Raw genomic sequence first — 22,727 nt, 5'->3', positions numbered from 1 at the left:
ATGTCAATTTCAAAATGTACGAATTTCGAGGGAGAAGATAACAAGAACATTGTTTTTTTAGCGCTGGGAAACGACGGATAGGGAGGGGCTGTACATCCAAAAACATAAAAAAAAGACACTCTCAAGAGTGCCTCCCCTTAGCAGCCGAATCCGCCGCCCCAACAGCTAGCGCCAACGATGATTAATAAAATAAACAGTACAACAAGTAAAGCGAAACCGCCGCCGAAACCGCAGCCTCCACCACAACTACCGCCATAGCCCATATTAACTCCTCCTTCCATAAAGACCATTAATTAATGGATTTAATTCACTTTATGTTTTTACGGATAATCTTGAGCAGGTCCTTTTGAAAAATAAAGGTGCTTAGATTTTAAGAGAGTTGACGACCTTATTTTTGTCACCGCTATTCAGCTGATGACATATTGTATTTTATTCTGTGTATTGGGGGAAGGAGGATCTTTATGGCTAATTCTGAAATGATTTTACGTTTACTTACAGATTTAAAGATTGAACAGCAAGCTTTAAAAGAACAGCTGGAAAAAATGCAAACAGCTGTGAATACTCTTGAAGAAAAATCAGTGATTGTGGAAGAAAAACCAAAGACTATTGAAGAAAAACCAGCTGTTGCTGCTGCAAAGCAAAGAGCTCATTCTGGACACCCAACATCTTTTCGTGCTTGGAGAGCATCTGCTCAAAGGAATTCATAAAAATATAAGAAAAGAAGACATCAATTAAGATGTCTTCTTTTACTTGTACAATCCAAATGTGTTAAGAAGGTATAATCCATATTGCTTTAAAAATAAGAAGAAAATAACGATTGTCGACTCCTTTTTTAGTATGGCATGTAATAATAAATATTTTTATGTTTTGTTGCATATATATGAATTATATGATGTGTTATTTTATATATTTTAGTGATCTGTTATATCTCTTTCTTTTTTATAGGTGTCTATTCATAAAAAACTCTACATGTAAAAAGTTGTTTAAAAATGCAAGTCATTCTACTCAACAATCGGGACATATCCTTGAATAATGGGTTAAACTAGCAGTTGACCTCGTAGTTTATGGTCTGTTATATTTATACAAACACTAAAAGGATAGGTGAAGAAGTTCGGCATAGCAGAAGTTTGATTTTCGTGAACTTTGTTATGACTGGAAAAGAGTAAATAAATCAATTTGAAGCAAACTGAAATACGCATTTTTATGTGTTTATTCGGTATGCCCATTTGATTTTTTTACTCTACGGACTTATTCTCTTTTTTAACCGCAGAGTAAAGCTCTGCGGTTTTTTTGTGTTTAAAATTTTTAGGAGGAAGTTTTTATGAATAATTTATTAAATCAATTGCAGGTACCTTCAAGATTCGAACAAACTGATAATGTTTTTTGGCAAGATCCTTATATTGCTCAAAAATTATTAGAGATTCATTTAAGCTCTGATACTGAAGGAGCTAGTAGGAGTTTTCAGTTTATTGATAAATCTATTGATTTTATCCAACGAATAGCTCCCAAAAAATCTTATCAAAAAGTACTAGACTTAGGTTGTGGTCCAGGTCTGTATAGTGAGCGATTAGCTAGAAAAGGTTATACAGTAACAGGGATAGACTTCTCTGAAAACTCAATTCGTTACGCTAAAGAACAAGCAAAAAAGTTAGATTATGATATTGAATATCGTTATGAAAATTATTTGGAATTAAATGATTCAAATATGTATGACTTGGCCCTATTGATATATTGTGATTATGGTGCTCTTGCGCCTGAAAATCGTAGTAAATTACTTTTCAACATTTGGAACAGTCTGAAGGATGGTGGAAAGTTGTTATTGGATGTTTTCTCTCAAAATCAATTTGATCAGTTCAAGGAAGAACAATATTGGAGTATGAATGAAAATGGTGGTTTCTGGTCAAAGGATTGCTATTTAGCTATCGGGAGAAATCTCAAATATCCTGATAGAGTAACATTAGAACAAACAACAGTGGTAACCGATGATAAAATAGAAATTCACAACATTTGGTATCAATTCTTCACAAAAGAATTATTCATCAAAGAGGTAACTGCTGTAGGGTTTACTGTAAAAGAAATTTACGATGATGTTTCCGGTGAAACTGGCAACGAAGGAAGTCAAACTATAGCCTTATTGTTAGAAAAGTAAAGTTAAATTGAACAAAGAGAAAGAAAAAATATCACTTTTTTCAAAAAAGTAATATTTTTTCTTTTCAACGAACGGCAGCTTATTCTAGACGCCCAACATCTTTTCCTAATTGGAGAGCATCTTGGCAAAAACATTCATAAAAATATAAGAAAAGAAGACATCAATTAAGATGTCTTCTTTTACTTGTACAATCCAAATGTGTTAAGAAGGTATAATCCATATTGCTTTAAAAATAAGAAGAAAATAACGATTGTCGACTCCTTTTTTAGTATAGCATGTAATAATGAAATTTTTATATGTAATATTGCATATATATGAATTACGCAATTTTTATGTTATATATTTTAGTTGTCTGTTATTTGTTTTAATTCATTTACTTATATTATTTTTTGAGCGCCCTAGTCATGTAACCCCTCAAGCATAGTGAGGGGTTACATGACTAGGGAAATAAATGATTATTAGTGTTTAATGAGCTGAAGTTCAGGATATTGCTTCTGAATTTCTTCTAAATGATTTTCGTTTATCCCTTTTAAACTTTGATCAAAGAAGCTAGTTACTAGTTTATTAATGAGTGTATAATTTGCGGCTACATCTTCACCGGGTTCATTAATAATACGTGAAAATGCGGCTAAATCTGTAAAACTATTATGATTTGTTTTTGGAATTACAACTGTGTACGCGCCAGGTTTTTCAATGGTTTTATTTCTTAAATAGGATATTTCAAACAATTCATCTTGGATTCCGCCTGTCTTTTGATTCTCCGCTTCTTTCATATAATGAATGGTGGCTTCAGCATTCATCAACATGAATGGTTTCTGAGGGTCGTCTTTAGGCATTGGATCTCCATACAATCCGCCGTCCATATCAATGGCAGCTTTAATACGATTATCCTTTACTAACATTTGTGCGGCAGTTGCTCCTCCATAAGAGTGACCTAGCATGCCGATTTTGTCATCGTCAATTAAATTTGCAATGGCTGTAAAGTTTTTATCAAAATTGCCTTTTATTACTTCGTTTAAAACAAAAGTAGTATCCTGTTCCCAATTTCGAACCATGTTATTTAAAGCGTTAGGTGTAAATTCAATTGGTACGGAATCTATACGTTTTCCATTAGGGAAAATCGTTGTTGCTGCGTATCCTGTGAAATTAAGAGCGATTACTACATAACCTTGGCTAGCTAATTCTTCTAACTGGAATGTATTTTGTTGTCCGTATAATTCCATTCCATGGCCGAATAAAAGAAGGGGGAATTTTCCCTTAATTTGAAGTGGTTTAGCATCTTGATAAGAATGTGTTTTTGTCAGCCCTAAATGTGTCGTTACGATATACGGAGCACCTTTTGTTACACCCAATTGTTCAGCGAGGGCGTCTATGTTCTCAAAGTAGGTAGAAGGTTTCCCAGATCCTTTTTCGGCAGGATAGTACACTTGTATCATAAGTTCACGATTTCCATGACTACTACTCGGTACAATGGTTTCTTTTCGATTTGTATCAATTAAATGAAAAGATTTCGTTCCTACTGTATATTTTCCTGTAGGCTCTGGGAGTGTTATGATTGGAAAAAGCAAGGGTAGCGTAAACATTGCGATAGCAGTTACGATAATTCCTAACCCTTTTAAAATTTTCATCACGAACTTTTTAGAAACAGCTGTAGTTTTTGGTTTCAAAAAAACTTGTAATGTTAAAACGAACAATAAGAAATAGGCAGGGATCATACGCCAGTTTGCGCCAATTAATATGATGGTGGCTAATAAGAATGTGTAATTTATTATTAAGGTGAATACATTCTTTTTCGTCAACCCGCGCTTGATAAAGATAAGTTGGATGCTAGACAAAATTAATACAGCAACAAAAATGATTTCTAACATTTTCAGTTTTTAGCTCCTTTCCTAATCATATAAATGTAGATTGCTAAATTGATAATCTATAATCTTATCGGTTATATAACCGTCATTGATAATTGTATGCATGTAAGTAAGTTTAGAATGTTTTCAGATGACATATTAAGAAAAAAGTACTCATACGAGTACCTTTTTCTTAAACCGTGCCCCATAAATGATAAACCATACCGAAGACAAAAAATGCGAGTCCTACAAATAAAACGATTAAAGCAAGCATTCCGTTTTTATTATGTTCCATACAGTCAGCTCCTTTTTATTTATATACAAAAAAGCCTTTAGTCGTAATTATGGCTAAAGGCTTGGATCTTCATACTTTGTATTTTATAAAAAAGTTGTACTTCTGTATTAATTTGGAATATGATTATTTAAAGAGTAGGTGATGAGTACATGCAGGAAACAAAACAATTCCCGCTTATATGTGGAAATCTCTCATTAGATTTAGTGAATACAGAGCTAGTTAGGCGTGGACAACGTTATGATTTATTAATAACAGATGAAGATGTATTAGAATGGCTACATGTAATAAAGGTTAATCTGCCTTTTTGGAATGAAAAAACACTTATAGGAATTCAAGAACGAATGGATCAAGTTACATCTAGCATATTAGAGGCAAGAGAAGTACTGAGAAAACAGTTTGAGACAATTGCTGATCAGCACGAAATTCCTAATGATTTTATTACGTATTTGGAAAAACAAGTTGAGAAGGCACCATTTACATATAAAGTAATTGAACAGAGTCTAGTACCTATCCCAGTTGGAGAAATTGAGAATGTACTCGTATCGATAATTGCATTTGATGCTTTAACCTTAGTAGCAGAAAATAAACTTATTTTCCTTAAAAGGTGTTCAAATCCCGACTGTGTTTTATTATTTATAGATAAAAGTGGGAAACGAAAATGGTGTTCTATGAAAATATGTGGGAACCGAAAAAAGGTAGCAAAATTCCAGGATCGAAAATGTGAAGAAGTTTAGGGGATCAACTTATAGCAGTTGATCTTTTTTTATGTATTTTAAAACTAACCCCTAAAATTAATATTGACCGGTTAGTTTGTTTGAAATATAATTGTTGGTAAATAAAGGAGGAGAACGATGGATAATATAACAGCAGCTAAGCAGAAAGAGGCTCCGCCAATAAGTGTACGATATTTTGCAAAAATGAAAGGGAAAGGAAGAAGTCCGTTACAAGTGAACATAAAGGACTCTTTGACGGGACTATTAGGAGGGTTTTTAACAATTCTCACCTTAACATATTTAACGAGTATAACTTCTACAGAATTGTTAATGGCTCCATTTGGGGCGAGTTGTGTATTAGCGTTTGGAGTTTGGAATGCACCGTTATCACAGCCGCGTAATATTATTGGAGGACATTTAATTTCAACTTTCATCGGTCTATCAATATATCATTTGTTTGGGAATGAATATTGGGCAATTGCTTTAGCAGTTGGGATGTCGATTGCTATTATGATGCTAACAAGAACAACGCATCCTCCGGCAGGGGCTGATCCAATTGTCGTTATTTTAGGAGCATACAGTTGGAGTTATTTAGTAACACCAGTTTTAGTTGGTTCTCTTGTTATTGTAGTTATTGCTTTATTTATTAATAATATGAGTAGTAAAAGGAGCTATCCAACTTTTTGGATATAGTTTGTAAAGCGGAAAACAATTTGAGTAAGTATCCCGTTTTTTTACTATGTTTTAATTTTCATATAAAAAAATCCTTTAGTCGTAATTATGGCTAAAGGATCGGATTCTCATACTTTTTAGTTTATAAAGATTTCAGATAAATATTAACATCTTTTATAATCATAAAATCCCTGTTTGGGTATATAAACTTATCTCAGTTTGATTGGGATGTGCATGTCCCTCTAAAATAAAAAACACTCTTAATGAGTGTTTTTTATTTTAGAGTATCAACTATATATCTGGTTACTGTGTTTTTTTATAGTAATAGTAGTTAACTAAGAGCAGGACAAAACCTATCAAAAATCCATAAAGTATACTCATAAAGCATATCATGATGCCAAGAATAATAGGGAATAAAAATATGGATATTTTTCTATATTTAAAATAAATGAAAAAGAGAATGGCACTACTTGTCCAAAATATCCAGCTATATTTTATCTCTTTAAAAACTATATATTCTAAAAAAGCGCCAAGAATTATTAATGGACTCAATTGTAGCGCTCTTCCTACTAAAAATACCCCGGCAGATACTAAATCGAATATAAAATCGAAATCATTATGAGGTCTTGTTGATCCACAGTGTACACAAATCTCGGCGTTTGCAGATATGGAATTTCCACAGTCATTACATTTTATCATTTTAAAATCATTATATTTATATATTGAAATACAAATTATTATAAACCACTACAGCAAAAAAATGAACGAAAAACTTCTGTAATATAATTTATAAGAATCTACTCAGTATTTAGGGAAAACTTTACATATTTATCTTTCTATCAATATGTGTTAGTAGCCGATAATGAAAAAAGAAGTAATTTTATTTTCTGTTCTAGAGTTAATTCTTTTTTTACATGATGATTTATAAGTTGATTAATTATTTCATAAGCAACTTTCAAGATGGTAATTCTCAGTACCATCTTGTTCTTGAACAAATGTTGTAAGCGTATGTAGCTTTAGCAAAACAGAGGGTAGCACCACATGCCCATCAAGCCAAGATTTTGAAACACCTCTAAAACGCCCCTCTTTTTACAATTATTTATAAAATCAGCACATTTCTTTCGTTTTGGTGAACAATCAATTGTTTAAGTTAATGGCGATGTGACGCTACCCTTAACTGTAACTGCCAAGTAACTTGCAATAAGTTATATTACAAAAGTTTTTTTGGTTCATTTTTCCACTATAGTGGTTTATAATGAAGTGTACTTTTAATATATGGTATATATTAATAAAAAAATAATGAAGGAGCGTTACAAACTTATGAAAAAAGCTTTATGGATCCCATTATTGGTCATCTTAGTTTTAGCACTAGGATTCGGAGCTAATTACTTCTTAGGAAGTGGGAAAGTCAATACTATTATTGAGAGAGCAGATTCCTCGATGGAAAAAGAAGATTATAAGAGGGCTAATGATTTATATGCAGAAGCTAGTGAGTTAAAACAAGATAAGAAAACAGATGATTTAAAAACTTTGTCTAAAGAGATGAATCGTTTAAATGATATGAAAAAAACAGAAACACTGAAGGTTACACTAGAGCAAATTGATAAAGTAAAAAAGCTACCTAAACATCAATTTGAAAAACAAATTACAAAATCTTTATTAAGTGTTGAAAAAGAGACAGAAGAACTGCAATCCCAATTGCAAGAAAACGAAAAGAATATGAAGTTGGTTGAAGAGATTCTTAAAAATAAAGAATTAAGTAATGTTGATGAAGTAACGAAAGATGGTCTTATGAAGTTCACTATTAATCATCCATTAATTAAAGATCAAGAAAAAAAGTGGTCAGAATTAGTTACAAAGGCTAAAGAAGAAGCAAAATCTTTTGCAAAAGACCAAGAAGAGAAAAAGAAGTTAGCTGAACAGAAAAAACGAGAAGAACAAAAGAAAAGAGAAGAGCAACAGAAGCAAATTGCTGAAAAACAAAAACAAGAACAACAACAAAAACAAGAACAACAGCAAAAACAAGAACAACAGCAAAAACAAGAACAACAACAACAAAAACCAGAGCCAGTGAAAAAAGAAGTTTCTAATGTGGAAGAGAAAAGTAATAAAGAAAATGTGAATAATGAAGCTACTACTCTAAAAGTACCTAATTTCCAAGCTGGATTGTCTATTGTAAATTCATTCTTAAAAGCTCAAGGTCATCCTGGAACTGCGGTATATGTAGAAGAATTTGAAACTGAAGATCAATACGGATATAAAGTAACAGATTGGTCTAAGAATGAAACAGTTTTCTATGGAGTAAATAAGAAAACTGGTGCTTTACAAAAGTTAGATATGTAGATTTTAAAAAAGAAAGTGTTTTTTCTCACTTTCTTTTTTTATATGTAGAATTTTTAAAATGAAAAAATAGATGAAGTAGCCGAGTAAAATAAGAAGTCAGGTCATAAAGACATATCCTTTTTTTAGGGGGAGTACCAACAAGTCGCTTAGCTTGGTAAATCCGTCTTTTCATCATTTTACTTCATAAAGAAAAGACACCCATATAAGAGTGTCTTTTCCGATAGTTTGTTTAGCAGAAGCAAGCAGCTCCAACGATGATTAATAAAATGAATAACACAACCAATAATGCAAATCCTCCAGCAAAACCGCAGCCTCCGCCGCAACTACCACCAAATCCCATAATAGTTCCTCCTTTAATAAGAGGGGAAAACAAAGGGTCACTCGTGTTTATTAACGGATTCCATTTACTTTATGTTTTAACGTATAAATATGAGCAGGTCCTTTTGAAAATAAAAAAAGACACCTTGAGGTGCCTTTATGTAATTAATATTCGCTAGCGTAAAATTCTTTTATTAGCTTTATTTCATTTGTATCCGGATCAAACTTAAATATTTTAATTTGATTAGATTCGTCTTTATAGGCAAATGTATGATCGCCAACTTGGGTCATATTACTAGTGTTTAACATAGGATCGCTACTATGGTCAGTGATTTCTACAGGTTTCTCACGGTCCCAAAATGCAATGACAATGATCAAGATAATAAGACATATACGTATGTTACGTAGTTCTCTTGCTAGAGGATGCTCCATATGATAGTCTCCTTTTTCATTTGCTAGATTTTGTGTATAAAAGAGATATTTTCTATGAGAATATAAATAAAAAAGACACTGTAAAAAGTGTCTTTTTTATTTAATTTATGCGCATTGCTTAATAAGACGCTAGTTCCTCAAGTTAAATATGAGTAACTATGTAGGGTAGTTCTATTATAACATTTTAACCATTAATGGGTCTATATGGAATTTGATTAATGGTTATGTTTGATTATTCGGAATGATACACGTAGTGAAAGGTATTTGTTACCTACAGTAATTGTAAAATATAATGATGTATATAACTAGTCTTGTAATAAATTTTTACTATATTTAAAATTAAAATGGAAAAAGTATAAAGAAGGAGCTGTAACATATGGGCGCTTGGGGAACTGGGTTATTTGATGATGACACGACTTGTGATGTGAAAGAGCAGTTTATTGAATATATAGAAGAAGGTAACAGTGTAGAAGAAGCAACTAAGCTCATTTTAGAAGAGTATGTAGATGAGTTTGATATAGAGGAAGATTTAGAAGTAATGTCTTTAGTATACATTGGTCTTGCGGCAATACAATTGGAGAAAGGGTGTCTTCAAGAAGAAGTTCGTAACAAGGCAATTGCATTAATTGAACGTGGGGCTGACCTTGAGCTTTGGGAAGAAGCTGATATGGAAGATTATGAAGAGAGAAAAAAAGTTTTAGATGAATTTAAGCAACAGCTGATTAACGGTTAATATTTTTCAACATGAAAAGGAGACATCTTAATAGGTGTCTTCTTTTTTCATTGTGAATAAAGTACGGAGCTATATTTCCCTTTACACGAACATAAAGGTATAATATAGTTTAGTTAACTAAACTAAACTATATAAAATCGTGGCTGGAGGAAGAACGCTATGACGAGATCATATAAAGAAGTAATTAATGAAATGAATCGAGCCTACACAGAACTCTACATTTTACTATTTCAAGATTTAAAGGATGAGTTCGGTCTTACTGGGCAGCAAGAGAGCATGCTATTTCATATCAATTTAAATGAAAACACAACAGCGAATAACATTGCGAGTACGTTTAATATAACGAAAAGTGCTGTGAGCCAAGTTTTATCAAAATTAGAAAAGCAACAGATGATTTCAAAACAAGTAAATCCGAATAATAAAAGAGAGTATTTCCTTACACTTGGTCCAAACGGTAGTAAGTATATGGAGCAGTTGTCTGAGTTAGATGATGTATTAATTGAGAAGTATTTTTCAAAAATTGATATCGGTGCTTTAGAACAAATGACGGATACGTTAAAGAAAATAAATAAAGTGATATTGGAAGAAAAACAGAAGGATCTTGATTGTAATGAGTAAGAACGTAGATGAGGTAATGAGTAGAAAGGAGGAGAAGCGTGTGATGAGTTACATACCAAATATGATGACGATAGCGAATTTTATTTGTGGGATATTGGCCATTTATTCTGTTTTCTTTCAAGATATGTATGGTGCAGTCATGTTCATTATTACAGGTATGGTATTTGATTTGTTTGATGGTATGGTGGCTCGGAAACTGGATGCTGTTTCGGAAATTGGCGGAGAGTTAGACTCATTTGCGGATTTAGTTACCTTTGGCGTGGCACCGTCTATTCTCGCCTATAGTGCCTCGTTAAAAGATTTGCAATCTATCGGGATGATATGTGCGCTCGCTTACAGTATTTGTGGAATGCTGCGGCTTGCGAGATTTAACACGCAGCAAAGTAAACTCCCGACGTTTATCGGCATGCCTATACCATTTGCGGCAATGTGTCTTCTTATTTTATGCCTCCTGAATAATCCAATTTCCGTGGCGTTTGGTACATGCGTACTCGCTTATTTAATGGTAAGCAAAATCAAATTTCCTCATTTTAAAAAAGATATATCTGAAAGCTTGAAGTCCGAAAGATGGGACTAATGAGAAAGATAAAGGAGCATAACATGATTCGTATGGCATTAAGATCATTCAATATACAAATATATTGTTTGCTAGGCGTGATGTTAGTAGGATGGCTGATGACCCCTTTTCGAGCCCAGTTTGTAGGGGGAAGCATTGGTCTCTTAGTGAGTATGTACTGCGCCTGGATTTTAGGAAGGCGTATTGAAAAGTTCGGAGATAGTATCGTAAAAAAAGAAAAAGCACCGATGCTCGGAATGATGAACCGGTTCGCAGCCGCAATTCTCGGCGCGATTATTATGTATGAAATTGAACACCGTGAGTACATGTGGACATTTGCTGCTGGAATTATGGGTGGGTATTTCTTGGTTATTATTAATTTGGGGTATTATAGTATGAGGAATGAGAAGAAATAGATGAGTAAACTCTCAAGTATAGAATGATATACTTGAGGGTTTTTTTATTATATAAAAAGTTTGCTCATTTTAAATGTATCTATTACTTGTTGCAACATATCCATTAGAAAAACCCCCATTTCAGTACCTCTAACAATATAACATATATATTCCTTATTTTTGGAAATCTTAATCTATTAAATGTCTCTTTTTCGGAGGTCCTCCATTTGTTTAGAAGGATTTTCTATTTTTACTAAGAATGAACAGTAATGTATAATCTAATTTCCATGAATGTAATAGGGAGGCAGTGAAATTTGAACAGGAAAATTTGGTATGTATTTACTTGTTTTGCTCTTTTAGTATCTGGTTATATTGTTGTCCAATATTCTATTATGGATGGATTTCAAACAGGGCTTGTAAAAGCGAAGCTCATGTATGGATCTAAATTAAGTGAGTTCTGGTATGTGATGTTATTTATACATATTACGACTAGTATAGTAGCATTAGTAATTGGTCCGTTTACATTATCCACTAAATTTAGAGAAAGGAATATCAACCGTCATCGAATAGCTGGGAGAATCTATATGGTTGGTATATTATTAGGCGGCGTTTCTGGACTATATCTATCTTTTTATGCTACGGGAGGATTGGTGGCGAAGCTAGGTTTCGGTTTGTTATCTGTATTTTGGCTAACTTCAGCATATCAAGCGTTACATAGAGTTAAGAATAAAAAAATGAAAGAGCATCGGAATTGGATGATTAGAAATTATGCTTTAACCTTTGCGGCAGTTACATTAAGAATTTGGCTACCGTTGTTTATCGTTCTATTTGGAATAGAGCAGTTTGAACTTAGTTACGCGGTTATTGCTTGGTTAGCGTGGGTACCTAATTTAATTATCGCAGAATTATTTATAAGACAAAGACTGAATAAAGGAAAATACGAGGAAAATGAGGATTTACATTTTTGATGTGAATCTGCTGTCATATTGAGGGCAGAATTCTTCAGTAGTTCAATGTTTTTATAGATGTAAGCATGTTGCTATCTAACAACGAATAGCTGATTCCTAACGAGAGTAATAATAAAACCCAACATAAAATTTAAGAAAAATTTTATATTTACCCCACTTTTTATTTTAAAAGTTTTTCCTATCCTATAAACAAGTTACATCAAGGAGGAGACTGAAAATGAAGAAGTGGGGATTTTTTATTTTTAATATATTCCCGATATTTGAAGCGAAAGTACTATTTTTTAAACTATGTTCTAAAATAATAGATGAAAATGTAAAGTTAGGGGATTCCACATGCATACAGGAGTTTTAATTAGTTATTTGTATACATATTTTTTCACTATAATTTTTTGTATTGTATTTCAAATTGGATTTTATTTTAAAGCGAAAAACAATATATCTATTCGGCATTTTCTATGGGTGTATGTTTTTCTGTTTTACCTTTCGCTCGTGTATAAGGTGACGCAAATCGCGACTGTATGGGATATAAGTAGATATGAAACGTGGATTCGTGTAAATCAAATTAATTTGACTCTATTTGATACGGCAGGTAGTACTACATATCTTTTGAACATTGTACTGTTTATGCCATTCGGTTTTTTATTACCGACCATTTGGCCGCAATTTAGAAAAATGAAAAACACCGTATGCGCGGGATTCTTTTTTTCATTGGCAATTGAGTTAAATCAATTACTAAATAATAGAATTACAGATATTGATGATTTATTTACGAATACTCTCGGGACGATTGTTGGGTATGTATTATATACAGCATTATTTAAAATGATATTGAAAAGAGAGGAAAAAAAGATTGATACGAACTCTTCGCTAGTCATAAAATACGAGGCTATTTTTTGTTTAGTGTGTTCATTTGTAGGAGCGATGTTAATTTATTATCCAGCTTTGTTTGGAAGACCTGTCATCATTCAGTGAGGTAATTACGAATTTCTATTTAACGCTCGTACGATATTTCAATTTACAAAAAGCCTTTAACTCGTTATAGTTAAAGGCTTTTATCATCATAATTTTTACTTACCAACTACCCACTCGAGTATCCGCCTTCAACCACTTCACCCAATCCAAATCCTCTACCTTAAGCAAACTAAGCGAAACACCTTTCATATCTAAAGAAGTGAGCAGGGTACCGACTTTTACGAACTTCACATGCAATCCTTCCAGTTCACACAAACGGCGAATGTCATTTGCGAAAATGTATTGCTCCATTAATGGTGTAGCACCGAGTCCGTTAATAAGGATGGCAAAGTTGTCTCCTTTTCTCCAGCGATAAATGCTTTTTAGTTTGTTCATTAGTTCAATCGCTAATATTTCAGAAGAGGATAGTGCTTCTTTACGGTAACCTTTTTCTCCGTGAATACCGACGCCGTAAAAGACTTCATCATCGTTTAATGTGAATGAAGCTTGTCCTTTCACTGGATCGTTGGCAGGTGAAAGGGCGACTCCTAATGTGTGTAAGTTTTCAGTGATAGAACGGCCAAGTGCAGTCAGCTCTTCTAAAGAATGCCCTTCAAGAGCGGCCGCGCCTAATATTTTTTGAACGAATACAGTACCAGCAACACCGCGTCTTCTTTTATTAAAAGAAGCATCATCTTCAATTGAAACGTCGTCATTTACGATGATGTGGTCAATTTCTCTTCCTTCTTCTTTTGCGATTTGCTTTGCCGCTAAAAAGTTCTGAACATCATCTTTAAAGTTTTTAATGATGAATAAAATGCTTTTCTCCTTCGGTATGAGGCGAGTTGCCGCCACAATTTGTTCCACTGTAGGCGGAGTGAAAATGCTGCCGTTTACTGCCGCCGTAAGCATTCCTTTTCCTACATAACCAATATCAGCAGGTTCATGTCCGCTACCACCGCCGCTTATAATCGCGACGTTTTGCTTTAGTTTTTCAATATCTTTTACATAAATGATGTGATTTGTTTCGTCATAATTTACTTTGTCGTTATGTTCAAAATAAAAGCCATGCATCATATCTTGAACGATATTTTGTACATCATTCATAATCTTTTTCATTGCTTTTGCCACCCTTTAATTACTTTGCTGATTGCTCCAGTAATAGTAGTAATTGATTGTTTATCATATTTTTCATGAGAGAAGACATAATGGATGGATCTACTTCGCACTTACTTTCAATCCAATCTTTTATCGTTCCAACGAAGCCGTGACTATAAAAGGAGGCAATCGTATTTTTTGTCTCATCAGAAAGGCTGAATCCACAGCTCACAGATAGTTCATCAATAATCTTCATATATAAGTTTTTCGTATGCTCAAATAAATAGTGATTAAACGAGTTTTGTTCAATGACTTTAAAAGCGTTTCGATAAAATTTTTGATTTTCGTAAAAGTAATCAAATAATAAATCAAAAATGTTTTCCCACGTTTCATAGTCGAGAAAGTCGATAATGTTTTCCTTCGTTTCTTCTCTATAAATCCAGCCTAATAGTTCAAATTTATCTTTAAAATGATAATAAAAAGTTTGCCTACGCATTTGACAGTGTAACATAATATCGCTCACTGATATTTTATGAAATGACTCTGTTTCCATTAAATATTTCAATGAATTCGCGATTATCTTTTTAGAAATTATAGAAGAGGTCATCTGAATCATCCCTAGAATGTTATTAATATAAAAATCCTATCTATAAATGAGAGCGGTGTCTTTAGACAGATTGTCCATTTTGTCCGTTTACTATAAAACGCTTTCATTTTAACATGAGTAGTAAGAAGAAGATTTCAAATATATCACAATATATTAAAGGAATTGAGGGAGAATCACAATGAAAAAGATTATAAACAAACCAGAAACATTAGTAATGGAAATGTGCAACGGAATGGTTATGGCTCATCCGGAGCTTGAGCTTTTGAAAAAATATAAAGTAATTAAGAAGAAAGAAATGAACGAAAATAAAGTAACGTTAATTAGTGGCGGCGGTAGTGGTCATGAGCCGGCACATGCGGGATTAGTCGGAAAAGGAATGTTAGATGCGGCAGTGTGCGGAGATGTGTTTGCGTCACCTTCACAAATTCAGGTATACCAAGCGATTAAAGAGACAGCTAGTAAAAAAGGTACGTTATTAATTATTAAAAATTACAGCGGCGATATTATGAATTTCAAAAACGGAGCGCATTTAGCGACGGAAGATGGAATTGAAGTAGATTACGTAAAAGTGGACGATGATATTGCGGTAGAAGATAGTTTATATACAGTAGGACGCCGCGGCGTTGCGGGCGTTATTTTAGTTCATAAAATTGCCGGTGCAGCAGCGGAAGCAGGTATGGATTTAGGAGCGGTGAAAGCTGTAGCGGAAAAAGCAGCTGCTAACGTGCGCACAATCGGTTTAGCGTTAACTTCTTGTACAGTTCCAGCGAGCGGATCACCTACTTTCACACTTGCGGAAGATGAAATGGAATACGGCGTAGGTATTCACGGTGAACCGGGAATTAAGCGTGAAAAAATGCTGTCAGCTGATGAATTAGCGAACCGTATGACAAATGATTTAATGAAAGATTTAGGAGTAAAAGATGGCGAGGAAATCGCACTTCTAGTTAACGGTTTTGGCGGAACACCACTACAAGAACTTTACTTATTTAACAACGCAGTTACGAGAGAATTAGCTGCTAGAAACATTAAAATCAATAGAGTATTTGTCGGTAACTATATGACGAGTATCGATATGGCAGGTATGTCTTTAACGGTAATGAAGTTAGATGATGAGCTAAAAACATTACTATCGAAAGAATGTAATACACCAGCGTTTAAAGTAGACGGTCCAGTTGAAAGTGTTGAGTATGTAAATGTACTTGAAGAGGCAGAAGAGAAGGAAGTTTCCTTTGAACTAGAAACGGCGGAAGAGCACGCTGTGATTAAAGATAATGTTATTACATTAAACAACATGATTTATCTCGTTGATAAAATGAGCGATATTATTATTAAAAATGAAGTACCGTTCTGTGAGTTAGACACGCATGCAGGTGACGGCGACTTCGGAATGAGTGTGGCAAAAGGATTTAAGCAATTAAAACGTGAGTGGCACTCTATTGTAGAACAAGAAAACGTAACAATCGGATCATTCCTTGACGGTTGTTCGATGATTATTATGGAACATTGCGGCGGTGCATCTGGTCCAATTTGGGGTGGAGCATTCCGAGCAGCTAGTAAAGCAGCAGGCGAAAAACGTGAGTTAACAGTGAAAGAATTCGCTGAAATGTTGCAAGCAGCTCTGCAAGGCATACAATCGATCGGTGAAAGATCATTCGGAAGAGGAGCAGTAGTTGGTGACAAAACGCTTGTTGATGCACTTGCTCCATGTGTAGACTCATGGTTAGACAACGCTTCAAACGAAGTAGACATGAAAACTGCTTTTGAAAAAGGAGCAGAAGCAGCGGTCAAAGGCGCAGAGTATACGAAAGAAATCGTAGCTCGCATGGGCCGCGCCGGTACAGTTGGTGAAAGAAGCTTAGGCTATCCAGATGCAGGTGCACATGCACTTGGGGTGATCTTTACGGAGATTGCGGGTAGTTTGAAGTAGGAATGAGAAGATCCCCTCTGCCTTGTGGTGGAGGGGATTTTTTAATTATAACCATCATTCTTTCAGCGGAAAAGTTTATTTATTAGCCAATCTAGAAGCAGCCTCTTCAACTTCTTTATATGCATTTTGTAATACTTCATTTGGATCTAGTACTGCTGTTCCTTGTGCACGAACGATTTGATAATCTTCAATACCAAGGAAATTAAACATTGCTTTTAAATATTTATGAGAGTATTCCACTTCTGTATACCAATTATCGTTTGTATAGATTCCTCCACTTGCTTGTATAACAAGCATTCTTCTTCCATCTTTAAGTAATCCTACTGATCCAGTTTCAGTATATTTAAATGTTTCACGTGCAATCATGATATTGTCCATGTAATCTTTTAACTTTGATGGAATATTAAAGTTGTGCAAAGGGAATACGATAACATACGTATTTGCACTTTTAAATTGTTGTAAAATCTCGGACATACGTTCCGTTACTTTTTGTTCTTCACCAGTCAACTCTTGTCCATTACCTTGTTTTTCCCATGCGCTTAAAACAGTTTTATCTATCATTGGTACTACATCATCGTATAAATTAATCTGTTCAATCGTTTCATTATTAAAAATTAATTCTTTATAAGATTCTAAAAAATGCTTAAAAACCTTAATGCTTACTGATGATGTATCATCCACTTTCGGATGTGCGTTTATGATAAGTGTTTTGTTCATTTGTATTTCCCCTTTTTAAAAGTTTTTTACATTTTAATTGTAGACCAAGTTAATCGTCGATTAACTTGGTCTTTAATATAAACTCTGAAATTATTTTTGTCAAATGAAATACATACTACTCTAAAAGGGCCTTTTTTTATTTGACTAAAATTCTAAATGGTCCTAAGATACAATTTGATAACCCTTAAAATAAAAAGCAGGTGATTTGTATATGCAATATAGTGTTGGGGTTGAATATGCCTTGCATTGCCTAGTTTATTTAATTAATAATCCTTCCAAAGAAAGTGTTGGAATAAAAGATTTGGCAGAGTTTCAAGGTCTTTCTGAAACATTTCTCTCAAAAGTTTTCGGTAAATTATCTAAAGCTGACATTGTAAATTCTGTCCCAGGTGTAAAGGGAGGATATAGGTTAGCTAAGTCTCCGGAAGATATCTCTTTTTGGGATGTAATAGAAGCTGTCGAAGGTCCAAAACCTATTTTTCAATGTAAAAATATTGTGCAGAATGGTCTACTATATCGAGACGAGGCTTGTAATTCTTGTGAACCTAGCAATTCTTCTTGTACAATTAACTTAGTAATGCTTGAAGCAGAAGAACATATGCGTGAGTTCCTCCGTAAAAAGACTCTTGCATGGTTAGATAAAGAACTTGATATTGTTTTACCTGAAAAGATAAGGGTAGATACTCGTGAATACTTCAAACAAAAAAACTCTAACTAAATCGCCATGACGAATTAGTTAGAGTTTTTTTGTTTTTTAACAATATCAATCAACTTTTATTTGTCTAGTTTAAAGTCTATTTCCATCGCCAATTTGATTTCTTCACGTATGTACCACATATTAGTAATTCGTCCCTATCAAAAGGAACGTTTTTTGCATTTAATATATTGTAAATATATTTTATTTCGAAAGGATGTGATGATATGGCTCATAAATCTACTGGATTAATAGTTTTAATGATATTTTACTAAGTTGAGGTTGCGTCACATCACCATTAAGCTAAGAAAATACAAATCCCCTATAACGAAAGTTTTATGCATCGTTGACTATTGGCAATGGGACGCTATGTCTACTAATTTTGTATAGAACAAGCATAAAAAATCTGTAAAAACTATTACTAAATTGAATCATGTTCTCTATTAACAATTTTTTTGATTTTATTCCCATATAAAACTTTCTTTGGATTTATAACTATAAGTAAAATCGCAACTATTAAATAAAAAATTGCAGTATACATAATTAATTCAATTAATGGTCCATTTATTATGCCAATAAATAAATTGAAGAAAAAGTGGATGATCATTGGAATAATTAAATTTTGATTTAAATTATAAAATGTTGTCATAATAATTGTAGTAGATATAATTGCAATCATAAAAAACAAAATATATTTGATTAAATTACTGCCTGTAAAACCTGTAGTAAACCATATAGGTAGATGCCACATTCCCCACCAAAAACCAATAATGATTGAAGATTTTAATGGTGAGTATTTTTTCTGGAGCTCCATTAATGCAAAACCCCTCCACCCTAATTCTTCTCCTAGTGGTCCAGATACAATAGTTTTAACAACATAATAAATTAACACGCCCCATGTAGTTCTATTAAAAATAGAGTCTGCTTCACTATTAGTCGAAATGAGAAACAGCATTGTCAAAAATATAATTATTTGAATGATACTGACAGTAAGAACGATAGAGTAGTTAAGTTTATTTTTAAATCTATCTTTTACGAATTGAATAAAATTTTGTCCAGGATAAATTCTTTTAAATAGAAACATAAAAGCAAAAGTGGAAGACCAAGCTGATATGCAGAGCATTACATCAAAAATCCAAGTTGGAACATGTAATAATTTTGTAATTCCTACAAGCAGAAAAAGTGGCCAAAAAATAATGTTGGTTAGTAATATAAAACTTACCACCGGCTTTTTCAGTCTTTTATCTTCAGTCATATACAATCCCACCTTAAGCTAAATTTTTAACATACTATAGTGTACTTATTCAGCGCGTTGAGATAATGAACTGAATATTCTTTCTATTATATTTGACATATGTAAATTCCTGCAGAGATTTTTCATTGTATATTTTGGAGTTACTTGACGTTTACGTTATAAGAGATATATACACCTTGGTTAATTTTAGATGCAATGGGTATTTCAAGATTTTTTTGCTTCATATATTAAAGAATATGAAACAGAACCAGAAAATGAAAAGATTTATACAGAACTATAGGTATATATAATTTTATACATTTACATAGTTTTTTAATTTTAAACAGTAAACTAATTCTGGATGGTGTCCTTCTTCAATCTCTCCTGTTGGCCTAAAACCCACTTTTTCATAAATCCGCTTTGCGCGTTCATTATCGTAAATAACCGATAAGAATATTTCTTCACATTTGTACGTCTGAACCATACTATCTATTACTGCCTTTAAAACAGGAACCCCATACCCTAACCCTTGATATTGATGGCCAAGCATCATACTAATTAACTCATATTGCTTCGTTTCATTTCTAAACCCATACGAAGCAAAACCTATTAAAATATCATTATCATATATAGCTTTCGGAGTAAATCCAAACGTTTGGCAAGCTGCAAGAAAGAAAGCATTTGAACCAACCCATCTTTCATATATTTGAATGTGTTTTTCTTGAAGTTTATCTGATTTTAAATTAATAATTTCAAAGAAATTTTCTTCTGTTACATCTACTAATTTTAGATTCATCTTTTCTCCTCTTTCCATCTTTTACATTATCTATTCTAATTCTTCATTGTATTTCTCATTCCTTTATCCTCTTAATGGATAAAACTATTCAATTTCAAAAATAGTCCGAAACCTTAACTTGATGGCAATGGGGTAGTACCACATACCTATCAAGTTAACAGAGAATGTTAATAGATAAAAATACTCCTTACAAAAATAAAGTGAAAAGTGATGTAAAATGAATTCGTAGATTTGAATAAGTAGGGGGAAAGTTCTAATACACAAAAAAGAAATTGAGGAATTATTTGAAGGCGTACCACCAATATTTTGGGAATTTTGTACGGTAAGCAGTCAAAACTATAAAAATTGATTGTAATGTGTTCGCTTAAGCCATTACCAAAAGATATTAACCACTAATCATCGGCACTTTGTTTTTGGTAATGCGTTTTAGTGACAGTGAAAGAAGCCATTGAGAAATGGGGCATTTCAGATCGTCGGATACAGCTGTTATATAAGCAGAGCAGGATTCTAGGAGCATATTGGCTCGGTTGGACATGGGCTATTCCAGAGGATGCTGTAAAATCTGTTGATGGACGAACGAAATAAATCTTAAAACTACAGGGAAAATACAGATTGCTGTGTTATCTTTTTTACGGAGGTATACATTTATGGATATACGAATACTGCTTGTCGAGGACGATGAGCATATTTGCAATGCAGTAAAAGTCTTTTTATCTGGAGCGGGATATAAGGTGGATGCTTGTTTTAACGGTGATGAAGCGTATACCAAGTTTTATGATAACACCTATCAGCTTGTCATTCTTGATATCTTGCTACCGGGAATGAACGGTCATGAGCTTTTAAGGGAGTTCCGTAAGTTGAATAATACGCCGGTTCTGATGATGACCGCTCTTTCCGATGATGAGAATCAAATCAGAGCGTTTGATGCGGAAGCGGACGATTATGTGACTAAGCCGTTCAAGATTCGGCTATTGCTAAAACGTGTGGAGGCGCTGCTCCGTCGCAGCGGTGCAGTGGCAAAGGAACTGCACTATGGCAAGCTGACAATTTTGCCGGAAGATTTCAAGGTTTTTTATGACGACGAACAATTACTTTTGACCCTTAAAGAGTTTGAAATCTTAATGCTACTGGTGCAAAACAATGGCAGAACACTATCTCATGAAGTTATTTTGTCCCGCGTGTGGGGCTACGATTTTGACGGTGATGGTAGCACCGTGCATACTCACATTAAAAACCTACGGGCGAAGCTACCGGATAATATCATCAAAACAGTACGCGGAGTGGGCTACCGATTGGAGGAAACTTCATGAAAAAGAATGGGATATTTATTAAGATTTTTGCCTATACGATAGTTGCTATGTTGTTGATTGTTTTCGTAACTACCGCATTGTTTTCAGGTCAATTCTTAACACTGTACAGAGCAGTTGAAAGGGAACAAATATTAGTGTCCTATCAGCCTTTGGTCAATAGAGTAAAAAATAGTGATTATAACGATATTCCCGTAACAGCGCAAAGGTTTCGTGACAAAAACCAATCATTTGAGTTTTGCATTATAGATGATAATGGCGGTGTGGTTTACGCTACGCCGGGTGCTGATACCTCGGATAATTTCAAGGGTGACTTTTACTATGTAGTGCATAATGATAAAGCCCTCGGCTATTCTGTCGTCGCCCAGACCAGACCGGGCATAACTGCCTTTTACAATGAAATAATTGTGCGAGCATTAGTTGCGTTGGCCATTATACTCACCCTCTGCCTTGTGTGCGCGTATGTTTTTGCACGGCAGATAACCAAACCCATCAAGCGACTAGCGGATGACGCCGGGAAAATGACAAGGCTTGAAGATGTACCGCAAAGCCTGCCTATACGCCGGGATGAATTAGGCGATTTGTCACGTGATATTCACTCTATGTACGATAAGTTGAAAGATACCATTTCTCAGTTAGAAAATGAAATCCTGCGGGTAAGGGAAATGGAGGAAGCACAGCGATATTTTTTTTCGGCGGCTTCACATGAGCTAAAAACGCCTATCGCGGCAACAAGTATCTTGCTGGAGGGTATGCTCGAAAATGTAGGTGATTACAAAGACCATCCCAAATACCTGCGCGAATGCATGAAGATGATGGACGCGCAGGACAATGTGATTTCCGAGATACTGGAGATTGTCAACCTGAGCGATGGGAAAATCTCTCAGGATTCTGAAAAACTGAAAGTCAGGCAAATAGTGGCTGACATACTGCCTGACTTTCAGATATTAGCTGAAGCAAACGGTCAGTGTATTGTTATGGACATTCCTGATGGACAAAACTGCCTTGTCGATTCTAAAATGCTTCAAAAAGTACTTTCTAATATCATTTTGAACGCAGTACAGAATACGCCTCCAGGCGGTGAAATTAGGATATGGAGCGAGCCTGTGGATAAACAATATCGCCTTTGCATACTAAACACAGATGCAAGGATAGACGATACAGTTCTGCCTAAGTTATTTGACCCATTCTACCGTATGGATAAAGTGCGGGGGCGGAAAAGTGGGCGCAACGGTTTAGGCTTGACTATCGTGCGGAAAACGTTGGAAGTAATGAACATTGAATATGCTTTGGAAAACGTTCCGGATGGCGTTCTATTTTGGATGGATTTGCCAAAGACATAAATAATACAAGGAGA

The 22,727-nt window shown here is 34.1% G+C and carries 25 protein-coding genes; 16 read left to right on the top strand and 9 right to left on the bottom strand.

Annotation, left to right across the window (positions count from 1 at the left end; translation table 11 throughout):
- Window positions 1-137: 137 nt before the first annotated feature.
- A complete protein-coding gene (locus tag RCJ96_RS10085; protein ID WP_000540377.1) occupies window positions 138-263 on the bottom strand; it encodes a YjcZ family sporulation protein in 126 nt (41 codons plus the stop codon).
- Window positions 264-461: 198 nt separating this feature from the next.
- On the opposite strand from RCJ96_RS10085, the gene RCJ96_RS10080 reads away from it, so the two are divergent.
- Entirely contained in the window at window positions 462-707 is a 246-nt protein-coding gene (locus RCJ96_RS10080; protein WP_000013681.1) for a hypothetical protein, read from the top strand.
- A 614-nt stretch (window positions 708-1,321) separates the two neighbouring features.
- Window positions 1,322-2,149 carry a class I SAM-dependent methyltransferase gene (locus RCJ96_RS10075; protein WP_242303990.1) on the top strand — a complete coding sequence of 276 codons (828 nt, stop codon included), beginning with the start codon at window positions 1,322-1,324 and terminating at the stop codon, window positions 2,147-2,149.
- 458 nt (window positions 2,150-2,607) lie between these two features.
- Here the strand turns inward: RCJ96_RS10075 and RCJ96_RS10070 are convergent, their stop codons facing one another.
- Window positions 2,608-4,017: an alpha/beta hydrolase family protein gene (locus RCJ96_RS10070; RefSeq protein ID WP_416504264.1), complete on the bottom strand. Its 1,410-nt coding sequence runs from the start codon at window positions 4,015-4,017 to the stop codon at window positions 2,608-2,610.
- 420 nt (window positions 4,018-4,437) lie between these two features.
- Here RCJ96_RS10070 and RCJ96_RS10065 point away from each other — a divergent pair, with 420 nt between their 5' ends.
- The 3 genes from RCJ96_RS10065 to RCJ96_RS10055 all read left to right on the top strand — a co-directional run bounded on the left by RCJ96_RS10065 (window position 4,438) and on the right by RCJ96_RS10055 (window position 8,016).
- The gene (locus RCJ96_RS10065; protein ID WP_416504263.1) at window positions 4,438-5,022 is read left to right on the top strand and encodes a CGNR zinc finger domain-containing protein; all 585 of its coding nucleotides are present in this window, start codon (window positions 4,438-4,440) and stop codon (window positions 5,020-5,022) included.
- A 117-nt stretch (window positions 5,023-5,139) separates the two neighbouring features.
- Window positions 5,140-5,694, top strand: coding sequence for an HPP family protein (locus tag RCJ96_RS10060; RefSeq protein WP_074607549.1), 555 nt, complete (start codon window positions 5,140-5,142; stop codon window positions 5,692-5,694).
- A 1,299-nt stretch (window positions 5,695-6,993) separates the two neighbouring features.
- A complete protein-coding gene (locus RCJ96_RS10055) occupies window positions 6,994-8,016 on the top strand; it encodes a hypothetical protein (RefSeq protein ID WP_446699767.1) in 1,023 nt (340 codons plus the stop codon).
- A gap of 229 nt (window positions 8,017-8,245) precedes the next feature.
- Here RCJ96_RS10055 and RCJ96_RS10050 read toward each other — a convergent pair whose 3' ends face one another.
- A complete protein-coding gene (locus RCJ96_RS10050; protein WP_000505679.1) occupies window positions 8,246-8,356 on the bottom strand; it encodes a YjcZ family sporulation protein in 111 nt (36 codons plus the stop codon).
- Window positions 8,357-8,499: 143 nt separating this feature from the next.
- Complete coding sequence (locus RCJ96_RS10045; RefSeq protein ID WP_242303986.1) at window positions 8,500-8,766, bottom strand: YmzC family protein; 267 nt, start codon at window positions 8,764-8,766, stop codon at window positions 8,500-8,502.
- 376 nt (window positions 8,767-9,142) lie between these two features.
- Between RCJ96_RS10045 and RCJ96_RS10040 the strand changes: the two genes are divergently transcribed.
- From RCJ96_RS10040 to RCJ96_RS10015, 6 genes are all read left to right on the top strand, one after another.
- A complete protein-coding gene (locus RCJ96_RS10040) occupies window positions 9,143-9,499 on the top strand; it encodes a DUF4259 domain-containing protein (RefSeq protein WP_242303985.1) in 357 nt (118 codons plus the stop codon).
- A 159-nt stretch (window positions 9,500-9,658) separates the two neighbouring features.
- On the top strand, window positions 9,659-10,117 hold the full coding sequence (locus RCJ96_RS10035) for a MarR family winged helix-turn-helix transcriptional regulator (RefSeq protein ID WP_074607552.1): 459 nt from the start codon (window positions 9,659-9,661) through the stop codon (window positions 10,115-10,117).
- Window positions 10,110-10,694: a CDP-diacylglycerol--serine O-phosphatidyltransferase gene (gene pssA / locus RCJ96_RS10030; RefSeq protein ID WP_139302762.1), complete on the top strand. Its 585-nt coding sequence runs from the start codon at window positions 10,110-10,112 to the stop codon at window positions 10,692-10,694. Before RCJ96_RS10035 ends, pssA begins: the two co-directional genes overlap by 8 nt.
- A 23-nt stretch (window positions 10,695-10,717) precedes the next feature.
- Window positions 10,718-11,089, top strand: coding sequence for an ATP synthase subunit I (locus RCJ96_RS10025; protein WP_074607554.1), 372 nt, complete (start codon window positions 10,718-10,720; stop codon window positions 11,087-11,089).
- Window positions 11,090-11,382: 293 nt separating this feature from the next.
- Window positions 11,383-12,036 carry a DUF2306 domain-containing protein gene (locus RCJ96_RS10020; protein WP_242303983.1) on the top strand — a complete coding sequence of 218 codons (654 nt, stop codon included), beginning with the start codon at window positions 11,383-11,385 and terminating at the stop codon, window positions 12,034-12,036.
- 333 nt (window positions 12,037-12,369) lie between these two features.
- Window positions 12,370-13,008 carry a VanZ family protein gene (locus RCJ96_RS10015; protein ID WP_242303982.1) on the top strand — a complete coding sequence of 213 codons (639 nt, stop codon included), beginning with the start codon at window positions 12,370-12,372 and terminating at the stop codon, window positions 13,006-13,008.
- A 99-nt stretch (window positions 13,009-13,107) separates the two neighbouring features.
- Here RCJ96_RS10015 and dhaQ read toward each other — a convergent pair whose 3' ends face one another.
- Together dhaQ and dhaS are read right to left on the bottom strand one after the other, a co-directional pair.
- Window positions 13,108-14,106, bottom strand: coding sequence for a DhaKLM operon coactivator DhaQ (dhaQ, locus tag RCJ96_RS10010; protein WP_416504261.1), 999 nt, complete (start codon window positions 14,104-14,106; stop codon window positions 13,108-13,110).
- A 19-nt stretch (window positions 14,107-14,125) separates the two neighbouring features.
- A complete protein-coding gene (gene dhaS, locus RCJ96_RS10005; protein WP_000204208.1) occupies window positions 14,126-14,692 on the bottom strand; it encodes a dihydroxyacetone kinase transcriptional activator DhaS in 567 nt (188 codons plus the stop codon).
- Between the two features lie 178 nt (window positions 14,693-14,870).
- On the opposite strand from dhaS, the gene dhaK reads away from it, so the two are divergent.
- Window positions 14,871-16,622: a dihydroxyacetone kinase subunit DhaK gene (gene dhaK / locus RCJ96_RS10000; RefSeq protein WP_242303978.1), complete on the top strand. Its 1,752-nt coding sequence runs from the start codon at window positions 14,871-14,873 to the stop codon at window positions 16,620-16,622.
- Window positions 16,623-16,697: 75 nt separating this feature from the next.
- Here dhaK and RCJ96_RS09995 read toward each other — a convergent pair whose 3' ends face one another.
- On the bottom strand, window positions 16,698-17,339 hold the full coding sequence (locus RCJ96_RS09995; protein ID WP_416504260.1) for an FMN-dependent NADH-azoreductase: 642 nt from the start codon (window positions 17,337-17,339) through the stop codon (window positions 16,698-16,700).
- Window positions 17,340-17,550: 211 nt separating this feature from the next.
- Here RCJ96_RS09995 and RCJ96_RS09990 point away from each other — a divergent pair, with 211 nt between their 5' ends.
- A complete protein-coding gene (locus tag RCJ96_RS09990; protein ID WP_139302764.1) occupies window positions 17,551-18,057 on the top strand; it encodes an RrF2 family transcriptional regulator in 507 nt (168 codons plus the stop codon).
- A gap of 397 nt (window positions 18,058-18,454) precedes the next feature.
- Here RCJ96_RS09990 and RCJ96_RS09985 read toward each other — a convergent pair whose 3' ends face one another.
- Complete coding sequence (locus tag RCJ96_RS09985; protein WP_416504259.1) at window positions 18,455-19,288, bottom strand: CPBP family intramembrane glutamic endopeptidase; 834 nt, start codon at window positions 19,286-19,288, stop codon at window positions 18,455-18,457.
- 292 nt (window positions 19,289-19,580) lie between these two features.
- Entirely contained in the window at window positions 19,581-20,063 is a 483-nt protein-coding gene (locus RCJ96_RS09980; protein WP_074607563.1) for a GNAT family N-acetyltransferase, read from the bottom strand.
- A 429-nt stretch (window positions 20,064-20,492) separates the two neighbouring features.
- Here RCJ96_RS09980 and RCJ96_RS09975 point away from each other — a divergent pair, with 429 nt between their 5' ends.
- The 3 genes from RCJ96_RS09975 (at window position 20,493) to RCJ96_RS09965 (ending at window position 22,713) form a co-directional block, all read left to right on the top strand.
- A complete protein-coding gene (locus tag RCJ96_RS09975; protein WP_416504731.1) occupies window positions 20,493-20,648 on the top strand; it encodes a DNA-binding protein in 156 nt (51 codons plus the stop codon).
- A gap of 62 nt (window positions 20,649-20,710) precedes the next feature.
- Window positions 20,711-21,373 (top strand): response regulator transcription factor, encoded by a 663-nt coding sequence (locus RCJ96_RS09970; protein ID WP_416504732.1) that lies wholly within the window; start codon window positions 20,711-20,713, stop codon window positions 21,371-21,373.
- Window positions 21,370-22,713, top strand: a complete 1,344-nt coding sequence (locus RCJ96_RS09965) for a sensor histidine kinase (protein ID WP_416504733.1) — start codon at window positions 21,370-21,372, stop codon at window positions 22,711-22,713. Before RCJ96_RS09970 ends, RCJ96_RS09965 begins: the two co-directional genes overlap by 4 nt.
- Window positions 22,714-22,727 lie beyond the last annotated feature (14 nt).

This window comes from Bacillus sp. BSL6 (assembly GCF_052928345.1).
Note: the sequence above shows the minus strand (reverse complement) of the source record. Positions and strands in the feature narration are given on the sequence as shown.